General features: G+C 69.7%; 11 protein-coding genes. 10 read left to right on the top strand and 1 reads right to left on the bottom strand.

What is annotated here, in order from left to right; translation table 11 throughout:
* Nucleotides 1-116 precede the first annotated feature (116 nt).
* The 9 genes from HNQ61_RS09900 to HNQ61_RS09935 all read left to right on the top strand — a co-directional run bounded on the left by HNQ61_RS09900 (nt 117) and on the right by HNQ61_RS09935 (nt 10257).
* The gene (locus HNQ61_RS09900; protein ID WP_170035786.1) at nt 117-1802 is read left to right on the top strand and encodes a hypothetical protein; all 1686 of its coding nucleotides are present in this window, start codon (nt 117-119) and stop codon (nt 1800-1802) included.
* Nucleotides 1799-2608, top strand: a complete 810-nt coding sequence (locus HNQ61_RS09905) for a hypothetical protein (RefSeq protein WP_170035787.1) — start codon at nt 1799-1801, stop codon at nt 2606-2608. Before HNQ61_RS09900 ends, HNQ61_RS09905 begins: the two co-directional genes overlap by 4 nt.
* A gap of 386 nt (nt 2609-2994) precedes the next feature.
* Nucleotides 2995-3585, top strand: coding sequence for a hypothetical protein (locus tag HNQ61_RS09910; RefSeq protein WP_170035788.1), 591 nt, complete (start codon nt 2995-2997; stop codon nt 3583-3585).
* A 115-nt stretch (nt 3586-3700) separates the two neighbouring features.
* Nucleotides 3701-4948 carry a hypothetical protein gene (locus tag HNQ61_RS09915; protein ID WP_170035789.1) on the top strand — a complete coding sequence of 416 codons (1248 nt, stop codon included), beginning with the start codon at nt 3701-3703 and terminating at the stop codon, nt 4946-4948.
* Nucleotides 4949-4977: 29 nt separating this feature from the next.
* Nucleotides 4978-6114 carry a tetratricopeptide repeat protein gene (locus HNQ61_RS09920; protein ID WP_170035790.1) on the top strand — a complete coding sequence of 379 codons (1137 nt, stop codon included), beginning with the start codon at nt 4978-4980 and terminating at the stop codon, nt 6112-6114.
* Complete coding sequence (locus HNQ61_RS09925) at nt 6111-6977, top strand: hypothetical protein (protein WP_170035791.1); 867 nt, start codon at nt 6111-6113, stop codon at nt 6975-6977. Before HNQ61_RS09920 ends, HNQ61_RS09925 begins: the two co-directional genes overlap by 4 nt.
* A gap of 250 nt (nt 6978-7227) precedes the next feature.
* Nucleotides 7228-7926: a hypothetical protein gene (locus tag HNQ61_RS09930; protein ID WP_170035792.1), complete on the top strand. Its 699-nt coding sequence runs from the start codon at nt 7228-7230 to the stop codon at nt 7924-7926.
* A gap of 43 nt (nt 7927-7969) precedes the next feature.
* On the top strand, nt 7970-8389 hold the full coding sequence (locus tag HNQ61_RS28275; RefSeq protein ID WP_221305263.1) for a hypothetical protein: 420 nt from the start codon (nt 7970-7972) through the stop codon (nt 8387-8389).
* Nucleotides 8390-8391: 2 nt separating this feature from the next.
* On the top strand, nt 8392-10257 hold the full coding sequence (locus HNQ61_RS09935) for a caspase family protein (RefSeq protein ID WP_170035793.1): 1866 nt from the start codon (nt 8392-8394) through the stop codon (nt 10255-10257).
* A 236-nt stretch (nt 10258-10493) separates the two neighbouring features.
* On the opposite strand, the gene HNQ61_RS09940 is transcribed toward HNQ61_RS09935, so the two are convergent.
* Nucleotides 10494-11579 (bottom strand): type IV pilus twitching motility protein PilT, encoded by a 1086-nt coding sequence (locus tag HNQ61_RS09940; RefSeq protein WP_170035794.1) that lies wholly within the window; start codon nt 11577-11579, stop codon nt 10494-10496.
* A 135-nt stretch (nt 11580-11714) separates the two neighbouring features.
* On the opposite strand from HNQ61_RS09940, the gene HNQ61_RS09945 reads away from it, so the two are divergent.
* Nucleotides 11715-13040 (top strand): hypothetical protein, encoded by a 1326-nt coding sequence (locus HNQ61_RS09945; protein ID WP_170035795.1) that lies wholly within the window; start codon nt 11715-11717, stop codon nt 13038-13040.
* Nucleotides 13041-13357: the final 317 nt, after the last annotated feature.

The following is a 13357-nucleotide window of genomic DNA, read 5'->3' on the forward strand; positions in this document are numbered from 1 at the left end:
CCGGACCCGCCGGAGACACCTGCCCGATGCCCACCGCCGCTCCCCCCGCTCCGCTATCGCCTACCGAGGAAGAGGTCCGGGTCGTTCTCCGCGCCCTGTTCCGGAGGCTGCTTCCGATGCGTGAGGAGCACTACAGCCCGCTGTACGTGGGCCCGCTCCGCCGCGCGGAGCCGGTGCGCCGTGCGCTGGCGGACGCGGCCTCGGAGCTCGGGATCGGCGTCGCGGACGGCCAGGCGGTCCTGGACGGCGCGCCAGCGGAGGCGGTCGGGCTCGTGCCGCTCCGCGCGGCCTCCTGGATGCTCCAGCAGACGATCAGGCGCCGGTGGGTCGTCGTGGGGGACGTCGATCCTGACCGGCTGCCGGCCGCGTTCCTCGCCCGGCTCGATGAAGCGGGGCTGATCTACGACACACGCCAGCTCCCCGCTCCCCCCTCCCGCGCCTCAGCGATGGCCTCGGCGCTCGCGGCGCGGGCTGCGATGGAGGGTGCGTGGGTCATGGTGATGGAAGCCGACGGGGACCGGGCGCCGGTGGTCGCCGCCGAAGCCGCGGTCCGGCTGCGCGTGCTCGGCTACACGGTGGGTGCGGTCTGGAAGGCGGGGCGGGGAGGGATGGAGGGAGCGCCGATTCCGGCGGGGCCGCGCCCGGGGCTGGTGGCGCACCTGGACGACACCGACGTGGACGCGGTCTCTGGACTCGCCGCGCGTGCCCGTGCGGCGGGCGCGTCTCTCGTCCTGGTGGGTGCGCCCGCCGTCACGGCGGAGATCGCGGCGGCCCGGCAGATCGGGGCGGGTGACGTCGTCCGAACCTCCCGCGAGGCGGTCCCCGACGCGGTGCGGCAGGCGTCGTGGCCCGCCGCCAGGGACATGCTCACCGGGGCGCCCACGCGGGGACCCGAGCGCGAGCTCATCTCCCTGGTCGACGCGGACGGTCGCGACCTGAGTCACATCGTCCGCGCGGCCGCGTCGTGGGAGCGAGCGGGCTTCCTGCTCGTGTTCACGCACGAGAGGTTCGGCTGGATCGCGCTCGACGGAGCGGAGGGGCGGGTCGGGGGCGCGTGGCGGCTGGGCGACGCCGAGGATCAGGCCCCAGGCACGGTGCTCGCCCGCATTCGGGCGATGAGCCTGTGGGCCGGCATCCGCGCCCTGTTCGTCTCCAGCGACCCGCCCCGCCCGCCCGGCGCCTGGGCGGCGGACGTGCTGGTGGACACCGTGGACCTCGACATCCGCCGTACGCTGGACGAGGTCCGCCACCAGCGGGTGCCACCCGGTCAGGTTCCGCTGCCCGCTTCAGAGGTGCGGCCGAGCCGGGTCGCGGAGGAACTGCTCGCCTGGGGCCAGCCTCGCTTTGCCCACGAGCTGCTGAGGGCGGCGGAGCGCGCGAGCGCGTGGAGCGTCGAGGAGGAGCTGCTGTTCGGATACCTGTCGGTGGAGCACGATCCGCGGGAGGCGGCCGGCCGGCTCCGCCACGCGGCCGGGCGGCTTTCCGACGACCTCGCCGGAGACCGCTGGAGCCGCCATGTCGATGCCACCCTCGCCGCGCTCCTGCTGGACGTTCGGGCGCACGGTGCGCAGGCGGAGTACGCGTGGGGCGTGGTCGAGCGCTGGATCGAGAGCCAGGGGGAGGACTGGACGCGGACCCCCCGGCGTGCCGGGGTGCTGTACGAGCTGGCCGCGCGCGCGGGGGAGACCCACGCCGCACGCCGGTTCCGGGACATCGTCGTCGAGCTTTCGGCACCCGGCGACGTGCTTCCGGAATGGGTCCACAGCAGCGACCCGCTCCGCGTGGGCGGAGCCGCACGATGAGTGCGCCTCCGCCGCGTGGCGCCGGGCAGGCGGCCGGGACCGTGCCGTTGACGCTGGAGGAGGCGGTCGGACTGGCCGTGCCGCTCGTGTTCGTTGTCGAGCCCGACGCGCTCTGGGCGGTCCGCGCCATCGAAGCCCTGCTGGACGCCTCCGCGGACCTCGCCATGAGCGGTTCTGCCGCCGAGCGGGTGGTCGCCCGGTGGACCCGCACCGCCCGCTGGACCGCGTACGGATACTCCTTCGGCCTGGGTCTTCCGGGGCCGGAAAGCGCCGAGGCGGGCGTGGACGTGCTGGATGAGCTGATCCGCCTTGGCGAGCAGCTGGGCGGCGGCAGAAGGGCGGCGGCCGATCGGCATCCCTTGGATGGAGCCCTGTTCTCCGTCCGGGGCCTGGCGAGCGAGCTGGAGCGTCCCGCAGCCGCGGAGATTCTGCTCGGCCTCGTGGTCCAGCTCGGAGTCCGGGGAGCCACGCTGCTGGTGGAGCTCGACCTGGATCCCCGCAGCCGGCCCGCGTGGGGCGGGGTGGCCGCGCTCGGCCCGGCGGTCGGCGTGCCCGACACCCCGGCACTGCGCTACGAGAACGCCATCCGCCATCTCCGGGCGGCCGCGGACGCCGGCGGAGGCCGGGAGCCGTTGGACGCCGACCGGGTGTACGGCGCATTCCGAGGGATGACGCGCCTGCAGGCGGAGGTCGCGGCCCGGGCGGTTCGCGCGCGAGTGGGAACGGCATGCGACACGGACGTCTTCGCGGCGCTCGCCGAAGCGCGCTCGCGGGTGGGAGCCGCGATCGCCGGAGCCGCGGGGTGAGGCCGCCGCCGTGGGCCTGGGCGCTTCCCGCCGCGGTCGGGCTCGGCATCGTCCTGGGGACCCGCCTGGGGCCGGAGCGGACGCGCACGGCGGCTCCGCCGCCCGACAGCGTTGCCACGGTGCAGGTGCCGAACATTGGGGCCGTGCCGGCCCCGGCCCAAGTGTCCCCCGCAGGCGGGTCTGCCGTTCCCGTTGCCGCGGACACGACCGCCTGGGGTGCAGACGGAGGCGGGTACGCCCCGCTGGTCGGTGGGCCGGCCGACACGCTGCCCGCCGCCCCGGAGAACGAGGATGGCTCTGACTGGGCCGCCGCGCCTCCCGCGACCGACAGCCCCGCTGCGGCCCCAGCCCTCGCCGCGCCTCCTCCGCGGCCTGAGCCGGCACGGGTGGCGCTTCCTCCGGCGCAGGGCCTCACCCGCGACGCCGCGCTCCGCCAGCCGCTGGTCGCCACCCGGCGCGGGGCGGGGCGGGTGTCGTTCTACAGCGCCTGGGACGCCCCAGCGAGCCGCGCCTCGCTGGTCGGGGAGTGGGTATCCCCGGGCGACTGCAGGCACGGCGTCCGGCTCGTGTATGAGCAGGTCGCCCCCGGGCTCGGCGTCCTCCGGGGAATCGGGGAGGCCGCGGGTTCGCCCGCCTGGGACGTCGCACTCGTGGTTCCCCGCCAGCACTGCGCGGCCGCCTCTTCCCGGTGGATCGCCGCCCGTGCCGCCCGGCCGGCGGAGGTCGCCATGCTGGAGTCGCTCTTCCCGGGTGAACGTCCGGACCGGGTGGTGGTCCGCGGTGCCGAGGTGTGGGCCACCGCGCGGAGCCGGGTCGTCGCCGCACGTCTGGAAGGAGGACAAGCCACGCTGCGATCGGCGACCGCCGCGCCGGACGGCACCTCGGTGCGCCTGCTCGGGTCATGGGACGGGGAGGTGATCTGGGTGGCGGTGGAGGCGGGGGGAAGGATCCGCCGCGTGTCGCGCGGCGCAGGCTGATTGTCGCGGCCGCCGTCCCCGGATGGGGCGGGCGGGGTATCACGTACTCGGAACCCTGGCCCAAGGGACGTGGGGATCCGCCTGCCTCGTTTCCCCTCCGACCCGTACGACGGCCATGCGCATCCTGTCATTCCTGGTGCTCGCCTTCCTCATCACGTCCCACGCCGGGGCCGCGCAGGCCCCCGCGTCGCTCGGCACGGCCGCCGGGCTGGGCGGGGCCGCGGTCACGGAAGCGCGCCGGGCGGACGCCCTGGCCTGGAACCCGGCGCTGCTCGGCGTCTACGACGGTCCGCTGCGCACCACGTCGCTGGCCGCGCTGGACGCACGCCTGATTCCCGGCGGGGACGGCCTGAAGGGCGCGGCCCGGCTCGGGCTGCTGAGCGGCCGGGTCGAGGATCGCCGGTTCGAGTTCGCGGGAGTGCTTCCGGGCGCGTCGCCGGACGCGGAGCTCCAGCTGCGATGGGTCGCGGTCCAGAGCCGCGGCCTCGCCCTCACGCTGGACACCCGGTTCGCGAGCGACGTGCGGGCTCCCGCCGCGCTCGGTGGGGAACTGGGAATCCCGGGCACGGACGCCGACGCCCAGGAGGACGGACGCGCCGCGCGATCGCTCACGAGTGTCCTCGCGGTCGGTCGGGGTGCGTACCTGGGTGAGCTGCCGGTCCTCGGCCGGGTGTGGACAGGTGCCGCGGCGAAGGGATGGTGGGTCCACCAGTACGCGCGCGGCTCGTTCCTGGCCGATCTCCCGGCCGGCGCTGTGTACCGCGAGACGGCACTCGGCCAGGCGAGCGGCCTCGGCGTGGACATTGGAGTAGCCGGGCTGGCCACGGGAAATCTCTGGTACGCCGTTTCGGCGTCCAATGTGTACACGGCCACGTTCCGGCCGGGAAGCGCGCCGCGGGCGCGGCAGGTAGACGTGGTGGACGCGGCCGGGGGCGGGGTCCGGTTCCGGGAGACGCTCAGCCCGGAGATCCGCTCTGACGACCCTGACCCGGAGCGGCTCGCCGCCGCCCGGGATCTCTGGGAAGAAACCCGCTATCCCTCCGTGATCCGGGCGGGGGCCTCCTGGCGGGCGGGATGGGGCACGCTCGCCGCCGCGGTGAGCGAGACGCTCCGCACCGGAGGGCTGGAGGTCGCGCGAGGGGAGCCCGGCCGGACGTTGGCGTGGCAGAACCCCGCGGGACGATTTCGCGCATCGTACGGCTGGGGCGGCTCGGGCAACGTCGTCTCCGCCGCGGTTTCCGGCGGCCGCTGCGACCGGCGGTGGACCGCGGGACTGCGGCGCAGCTCCCGTGGCGGGTACGGCGTCGCGTTCGATCTGTCGCTCTCCGACTGGTCGTGTAACTTGGAGGCTGAAGGCAGGTGAGCACCCTTTCCCGGCTCGGAGAGCTGATCATGGGAGTGTCCGTCCCGAATCCCCCCGAAGATGATCCGCACGCGGACGCGGTCTGGGCCGAAACCCAGGCCGACGTCCTCCTCCTCGAGGCCCGTGCCGCCGCGGCGGGCGGCGATCTCCCCCGGGCCACGAGCCTGGTGGAGAGCGTCCTTGTACGTTCTTCCCTGCGGGAGCCGGACGCCGCCGAGGCGTGGGACCTGAAGCTGGAGATCGCGGTGATCGAGGGAGACGCCGCCCGCGCCGAGGCGGCGGTCGACCAACTGGCGTCCCGGATGCCGATCGGGGAGGCGCGCCAGCGGATCCGGATGGTGTGGGTGCGCCACCGCGCGGACGCCGTCTGGGAGAATGCACTGCTGGAACGGGCCGAGGCGGCGTTCGCCCGGAGAGTGCCCCCCTCGCCGAAGCCGGAGGACCCCCGGCCGGCATCGTCCGTCCGGCGCCTGCTGGATGCGATCGGTGCGGACGAGGAGGACGACGATCTTGATGATCCCGGCACTCCGGACGCGGAGTCCGCCGCGCTCTTCTATGGAGAGCCGGCGCTCTATACCGCCGACGAGCTCCGCTCCCCGATCGCGGGTGAGCGGGTGCAGGCGCTGCTCGAAGAGGACGAGGACGACGGGGAAGGGCTTCCGCTTCTCGCGGGGACCGAGCTCGCCCTGCGGGGAACGGACGAGATCCACCGCGTGATCGCGGAGCATCCGGGGGCCAGCGGCCGGGAGCTGCTGCGCCGGTACGCGCAGGAGCAGGCCCGGCGCACCTCGCCCGCCGAACTCCAGCACTCGTACGACATGGGGGTCGAGTTCTTCGGGCAGGAGCAGTTCGAGGAAGCGGCGCACCTGCTCCTCCCGGTCGCCTCGATCGACAATCCCGAGCGGATCGGTGCGCTCGAGCTTCTCGCCCGGTCCCTGTTCGAGCTGGGTCGTCTTCCGCAGGCGGAGGCGTACCTGAAGGAGGCCGTTCCCCTGGGACGCAAGCTGGCGGACCCCGCCTACGCGCCCCTCTTCTACTGGCTGGGCAAGATCAGCGAGGAGAAGGGCGATCCGGGGGGCGCGGTTCCTTACTATGCTTCCGCCCTGCAGCTCGCGCCGGACCTGGTCGAGGCGAAGCGCCGGCTCCAGACCCTGCTTGCGCTGTGAGGGACGTCGCGGCCCCGCTCTACCGCTTCTTCCTTTCCGACGCGCAGACCGCGGCGCGGGAAGGGGATACGGCACGCATGCTCGAGTGCCTGGGCCTTGCGCTGGACTTTGCGCCCGACGAGCAGAAGGAGCGGGTTCTCCTGGCCGCCGCCGACCTCGCCCCGCCCGCCACGTCGCCCAACGGTGACCGAATGGCTCCGCCCGCGCACGAGGACCCCGCACAGGCTCTGGTCGTGCGGATCGCGGGAACCGGCGGCGGTGCCGCTCCCCTGCGCCGGATCACCTGGGAGCCCCGTTCTCCCGCGGTGCCGGCGGCCTCGTCGCAGGCTGGATCCTGGCAGAGTGGCGTCGGCGATGCCGCGGCCCCGGTGCGCGCGCGAGCCCGGCCAAGTACCTGGTTCGTGACGGCGGCCGCCGCGGGGGCGCTTCTCCTCACCGGCGCGGCTCGCTTCGATTGGTCGCATGTTGCGCTCCTCGATGCCGTCCGCGGGGACCCCATCCATCGTGCGGAACGCGCGCTGGCGGCCGGCAACGCCGACCTCGCGCTTCATGTGCTGGAGCCCTTGGGTGAGGACGCTACGGCACGGGCATGGCTAGTCCGCAGTTCCGCTTACATCGCACGGGCCGACACGGCCGCCGCCGTCGATGCGCTGGCGACGGCGGCTACCCGCGACCAAGAGGGCGGATGCTGGGCTTTGTCAGCGGGGGACCGATTGGGCCGTATTGGCAAGACCAATCACGCGGCCGACGCGTATCTCTACGCGGTCACTTCAGCCCGTACGCCCGCGGAGTTGGAACGTATCGCAGAGATGCAGGAGCGTGCCGGTCATAGCGCACGGGCACGACGGATCCGGGCCCGGTGAGCGTTGTTGTGTAGCCGTGAGAGGCCTGTCACGATTGCGGTGAATGCTCACTCTATGCACCCGCTTCACTCGCTCTGGTGGCGAAGTTTTGGCGAGTACACGAGCGTGCGCCGCGGCGCTCGGCAAGATTCCCCGCAGCCGTTACCAAGTACAACTTGCGCCACTCTGTGGTGAGTTGTAAGGTTTCTTGGTTGCCCATCGTTCGAACGGTGGCGACTCCTCCACGATTCCTGGGCTAGGAGCCAGTACCGTGCCTTCTGCTTCCGTTCTTGTGCTGTCCGCGCTTGCGATAATGTCGACGGGGCAGGATAGCATACGATTCAACGTGCACCCGGCTGAAATTTCGATTGGCGATACCGTCACGATTTCGTGGAGTGCACCCGGTGCTTCCAGCGTCTTCATCACAGGCGTAGGGAGGGCGTCGCGCTCCGGGTTGGCACGTGTGGTTCCGAGTGAGTTTGAAGTCACCTATGTACTTTCCGCCGAGTTCGACGGTCATGCGGAAGTGCGCTCGTCTACCGTGCGGGTGAATGGTGCCCGGGGTGACGGGCCAGACGTTTCGGAGATGACGTTTCCGTATACCCGCCGTTGCGGGACTGTCTCTCGTTCTGTGAATCATGTACGTGAGCGCATCTACACAGTCTTCCAGGATTCGCTTTGGATTGAACCCGTCGAGCGACGTGGAGACTTGGACGAGATCATCTTGGAAACCCGAAACGGGTCTTCAAGGGTGATTGCTCCTTCGCCGGAGCGCCGGGTCCGCCTTAGGAGAGTCTATTTCCGGGTCCGTATCGCTCCCACCCTGCGCGATGGCCGCGTCAACTGCTCAATCAGTAGCTTTGTGCAGTTTCAACGCGCAGGCGAGTCGACGTGGTATCCGGAACCTGACGATTCCGAACTGCACCCCCGTGCTGCGGTCTATCTCATAGACCGAATTCGCAATGACTGACTCCGGAATGCTGCGGCCCTCGAGTGGCGCTGCTACGCCGACAATGGCTGGAAGTCAGCTTGGCCGACGTGTGCTCGCCGGCCTTTGGTTCTCCTCGTTTGTCGGTTCCGTCTTTCTTTCGCTTCTTCTGTGGTGGGGGAACTGGATCGGACGAGAGGGCTTCATGATGCTCGCTGCCGAACTGAGCCAGACCTACTTAGTCTATCTGACCACTATAATAGCGTTCACATTCAGTAATCGCAGACTCACGGGCAATTCTTCGCGGCGTTCGGCACTGTGGGTCGCAAGCGGGCTGTCAGCAGGGTTCAACCTCCTCATACTTGGCTCTATCGTATCGATTGCATTGGCTATACAAAACGTCGAAGATGCGGTGCCCTTTGTCGAGCTTGTCTCCGCATACGGATCTCCCGTTGTTGCCCCAGCGATTGCGTTCTTTTTTGCACGACCAGAATCAACGGAGTAGACATGCGTTGGACCCATTTTATCGCCGGTGCCCTGCTACTGAGCGCTCTTTTGATAGGCGACCAAGCCGGCGCGCAACGGGCTACCCTGCGCGCGCACGCCGTTGTCATTGGAGTCAGCGGGTATCCCAATGTACGGCCTGGGCTGCAGTTTCCGGACGACGACGCCGAGGCGTTTGCGGGGTTTCTCCGTACGCCGCAAGGCGGGGGCTTCGATGTGACTCTCCTGACCAACGAGGAGGCCACGAGGGGAGCTATCTATCGTGCGCTAAATGGTATTGCGCCTAATGTGGGCGATCGCGACATCGTCTACGTGTTTTTTGCCGGACACAGTGTAGTGGGATCCGACGGAGTGGCTTACCTGATGCCGTATGACGGCGACGAGAAGCTGCCGGTGGTGAACGGGATTACCGCCGCAGGCTTTCTCCGCCAAGTCGCGGAGCTCTATGGGCGAGCCAGCCGTGTCGTTGTTTTTGTAGATGCGTGCAATTCCGGGGCAGTTATGGACCCTGAGGGGGTAGCTGCTCGCGGGGGCGAGGATATCAACCAAGCGCTAACCACCGTGTGGACGCGGGAATCTGCGCTGATGAACGCGAACGAACAGCGTCTCGTAATGGGATTCTTTTCAGCACAGGCCCGGCAACTCTCCTACGAGCACCCATTGCTTGGCCATGGCCTCTTCACGCATTACCTGCTCCGGGGGCTCGGCGGCGAGGCTGATGGGTTCTCGCCCAACAGCCCCGAAAAGGATGGGATTGTTCGTGCCTACGAGTTGCGAGATTTTCTACAAAGCAACGTGAGCCGGCATTCACGTGTTCTCTTCAACCAGGTTCAGGATCCGGTCGCCTCCCCGATCTTCGATCGCGACTTTGCAATGTCGACCAGTTCGCCGGGTGGTCGCCATCGCTGGGTGGTGCCGACATCTCCCGTTTCGCGCAATCAAGTGAGCGCCCAGCCAGCAGCACGACGGGCACCCGTAGACGGTGAGTTTGTGCTGCGGACGGGTGAGACTACCCCCGTGGGAGACCTCCAGACCTTTTTCGGTGTCTGGCACGCCGGTGGAAGGCACCTCTCCGCGCGGCTTAACGGAGAGGAGGGATCACTGGAGCCGGGCGAGTCTTTCGAGTTCACTCATTCTGGAGGAGCGTGCCGCGTCCGGTTCCTGAGCACCGCTGATCCAGATCCCGACGTGGAGGAAGACGAGCTACACCGATTCTCGCTGGTGTGTCGACCACGCGGTGCTACACGTTGGCCTCCCCCTTCTCGGCGCCAGAATTCTTCTTGGGAGCCGGACTTCTGGCTGCGTGTGGCACAGACGACAAGTCTGACCGATGGACGCACTTTCTTTGGTGTTCTCAACTGGGGAGTAGGTATCAACGTCTGGCGAACTTCCATTGATGTTTCGCTCAACGGCGAGCGACACAAGCTCTGGGCGGGGGATCGCCTCGAGGTGCCTGGTGGCGCTGGAAAGTGTTTCATCAGCTACGTGCGAACAGAAGACCCCGATATTCGAATCGAAGGTGATGAGCACCACGGGTTCACTGTTCTCTGCGATGGGGGTGAGATCCGCATGGCGGGGCAAGGTCCTCTAGCAAAGCCAGACCTACAGCTGCGCACTGGGCAGACTGTCAGGATAGGTGACGGACAGCACTTTTTCGGAGTTCGGCATTGGGGATGGGGGATAAACATTGATCAAACGTCCATCCTGGTTGCCCTCGATGATCGTGAGCATCGTCTACGGGCGGGTGCACGGCTGCAACTCACTCATTCCCGAGGGCAGTGTTTCATCAGCTATATGGGCACCGAGGATCCCAATCCCGAGCGTCAGGGTGATGAACGCCACGGCTTTGCCGTGGCATGCGATCCCTAGTAGAGGCGCGCGCGCTGTTCTGCTTTCAAAGAGGCTCTTCTGTTATGAACCCTACTGGTTCCTCGCCCGGCCACGTGGAGTTCGGCGCTCCATAGAGGCTTGTTCTTGGCGCAGGTGTAACGTCATTGGGCTAGCCAAGTTGAAAGTCCTGGCCGGGAGTGAGATTCGACGATGCTGCCGTGCCCTCTTCCGCGCGTGGAACTCGTAGTAGACGTCCAACTTCAAACCGGTCAACGTTAGATCGGCTCGCGTGTATTTGCCCATAGGTGCCGGTCCAGCGCTTTCGGATCGTTCGCATGCTCTCTCGCAGTTGCGTAGCTCAGCTGGTCTGAGATCACGAGCCCGGCAAGTGACTGCTCCAAGGTGCGCATCCCCGCCCGCCCCGATTCGATCGCGGAGCGGATCTCGACCGTGTTCCCCGCCTCGATGTTGGCCGCGACCGCCGCGGAGTTGACCAGAATCTCCAGCGCGGCGACCCGCTGCCCGTCCACCGCGGGTACGAGGCGCTGCGTGATGATGCCTCGAAGCGACTCCGCGATCTGCGCCCTCACCTGGCCCTGCCGGGCCGTCTCCACCATCCCCACCATCCGGGAAATCGCGTTCACCGCGGTAATGGTGTGCAGCGAGCCCATCACGAGGTGTCCCGTCTCCGCGGCCTGCAGGATCAGCTGCAGCTGCTCGGCGGTGCGCACCTCACCCACAACGATGACGTCGGGATCCTGACGAAGCGCGTCTTCCAGCGCGTTGGTGAAGGATGCCGTGTGAATGCCGACCTCGCGCTGCGTGATGCGGCAGCGCTTCGCGGTGTGCACGTATTCGACGGGATCCTCGATCGTGAGGATGTGCCCGTTTCGGGTCTGGTTGATCCGGTCAACGAGGGCCGCCAGCGTTGTGCTCTTTCCCGCGCCGGACGCGCCGGTCACGAAGACCAGGCCCGCGGGCGCATCCGCGAGATCGGTCGCGGCCGCGGGCAGCCCCAGCGCTTCCGTGCTGGGGACCTCGGGCGGAATTCGGCGGATCACGGCGGCGCTGCCGGCGAGAGAAGAGGCGAGGCTGACGCGGAAGCGGCCGATCTCCGGCGCGGCGTAGGCGAAGTTCACACTCCTCCTTTCGGCGCCGTTCCACCGGCCCAGGTCCTCGGGCGCCATCACGGCGTGCAGCATCCGTTCGATCTCGTCGCCAGCGAGCGGTCCGGTCTCCAGCGGCAGAGGGGTCATCTCTCCCTGGATCCGCAGCCAGGGCATCTCTCCGGGCGAGAGATGAAGGTCGCTGGCGCCGCGCTCGGCAGCGGCGCCCAGCAGAATGTGAAGCGCGTTCGTCATGGCGATCACCGTCCCCGGGGAGTGTGGGCGGGGTAGAACAGGACACGGCGGACCGGGCTCGTCGGGCCGGCTCCACGTCTTCCGTGATACCCCGCTGGCCGCGCGCGTGGCCGCTCACCCCTGCCTCCCGGTCCCATGCCCCGTGGCGTTTCGACTCTCACGATCACCGCTCTGCTGGCCGTCGTCGCGTGCGCGTGCGGGGGTGCACGCGACGACGGGCCGTTCCTCCGGCCCGGTCCATTGGGCCCCGACAACGGCGGGGTGCCCCGCGCCTCCAACCGGTGGTCCTCCGCGACTCCGGCGTCCGGGGCACTCGCCGGGCTTCCCGCCGGCCTGACGGGCCAGGGTGGCAGGGCACCGCTCCCGGGGGCGCGCCTGGCCGGGATCGGCGCCTATCGCGCGGTCGTGGTGCCGCTCGGGCTCGGGACGCGGGTTCCGTCGCTCACCGAGGAGGTGCTTTCCGGCGGCTACTTCGGCGGTCCGGGTGTCGTCGGCACGCTCGGGGACGCGCTGCTGCGGGAGAGCGGAGGCGCGTTCCGGCTGGAGAGCCATGTCCTCCCCCCGCTGGTGAACCCTGCCGCCGCCTTCGACGAGCGCCAGCCGACGACCGCGGAGATCACGGCCCTCATCCGGCGGGCGCTGGAATCGTGGGGGCGGGAGACCGACCTCGGCGCGTTCGACAACAATGGGGCCGACGGGATTCCCGGATCTCCGGACGACGATGGCACGCTGGACCTCGTGTGGGTCGTGCTCGAGGCGCCGCACGCCGTGCCCGCGTTCACGATCCCGGACGGGTTCGAGGTCGCGTCCGCCGGCCGGCGCGTGCGGACCGGGCCCGTGCATGTCCTGCCCGCGGCGGGCGCCGTGCTCCCCGACATGCGGATTCCCCTGGAGCAGACGCTCGCGTCGCTTGGCGTGGGCCCGACGGAGCGCTTCTTCCCGGCGGGATACCCGCGCACGGTCTCAACCCTGGCGAGGGTCCGGCTTGGCTGGCTCCCGGTGACGGTCTTCGCGGGCCAGGAGGATCGGACACTCGCTGACGGCGGGGCCGTTCTCCTCCCCCTCGCTGACCTTTCCGTCGAAGCCGGATCGTGGCTGGTCGAGCGGATGCGAGACCAGGTCTTCACGTCGCGCATCGCGCTCCGTCCCGACCGGCACTTCCAGGTGACCGACAGCGCGCGCTGGGAGCGCGGCGGCGAGCAGGCGCTCCCTCTCTCGTACCATCTAGGGGCCCGGGGTCCCACGGTCCTCGTCCGCTGGGGCGAGGAGGATTCAGCCCCGCGAGTGCACCCCGGCGGCGCCTACGCCGCGGCTCCGGCGCCGCCGCGCGCGGGAGGCACGGGCGCACCCGCGCCCCGTGCCGCTACCCGGCGCGAGGAGGCGGCGATGACGCGCTGGCTTCGGATCGGAGGGGATTCGGTCCGGGTGTCGATCAACGGCACGCCTCTGCCGGTCCCATGATCACCCCGCGCGTGCGGATCGCGGCGCGGCCCCTGGAGGGTGGCAGGTGGATGAGAGGGCGTGCGGCCCACATCCTCTCCGCAGTTCCGGCACGCGCCCCTGTCGCGATCGCCCGCTTGGTCGTCGCGGCGGCGGTGTTCGCCAGTGGTGTCGCGACCGGAGTGGCCTGGGACGCGCCGCCCGGGGTCGCTCCACACAGAGCCGCGGGGATGCCGGAGAGCGGCTCCGGCGGCGTTGGGGAGCGGGATGACGGGTCTCCGGCGTTTCGCGCCCGCTACCAGGCTCTGCGGCAGGCGGAGCTTCGTGCCGCCGAGCAC

Origin of the sequence: Longimicrobium terrae, assembly GCF_014202995.1 — a bacterium.
Taxonomy (GTDB): Bacteria; Gemmatimonadota; Gemmatimonadetes; order Longimicrobiales; family Longimicrobiaceae; genus Longimicrobium; species Longimicrobium terrae.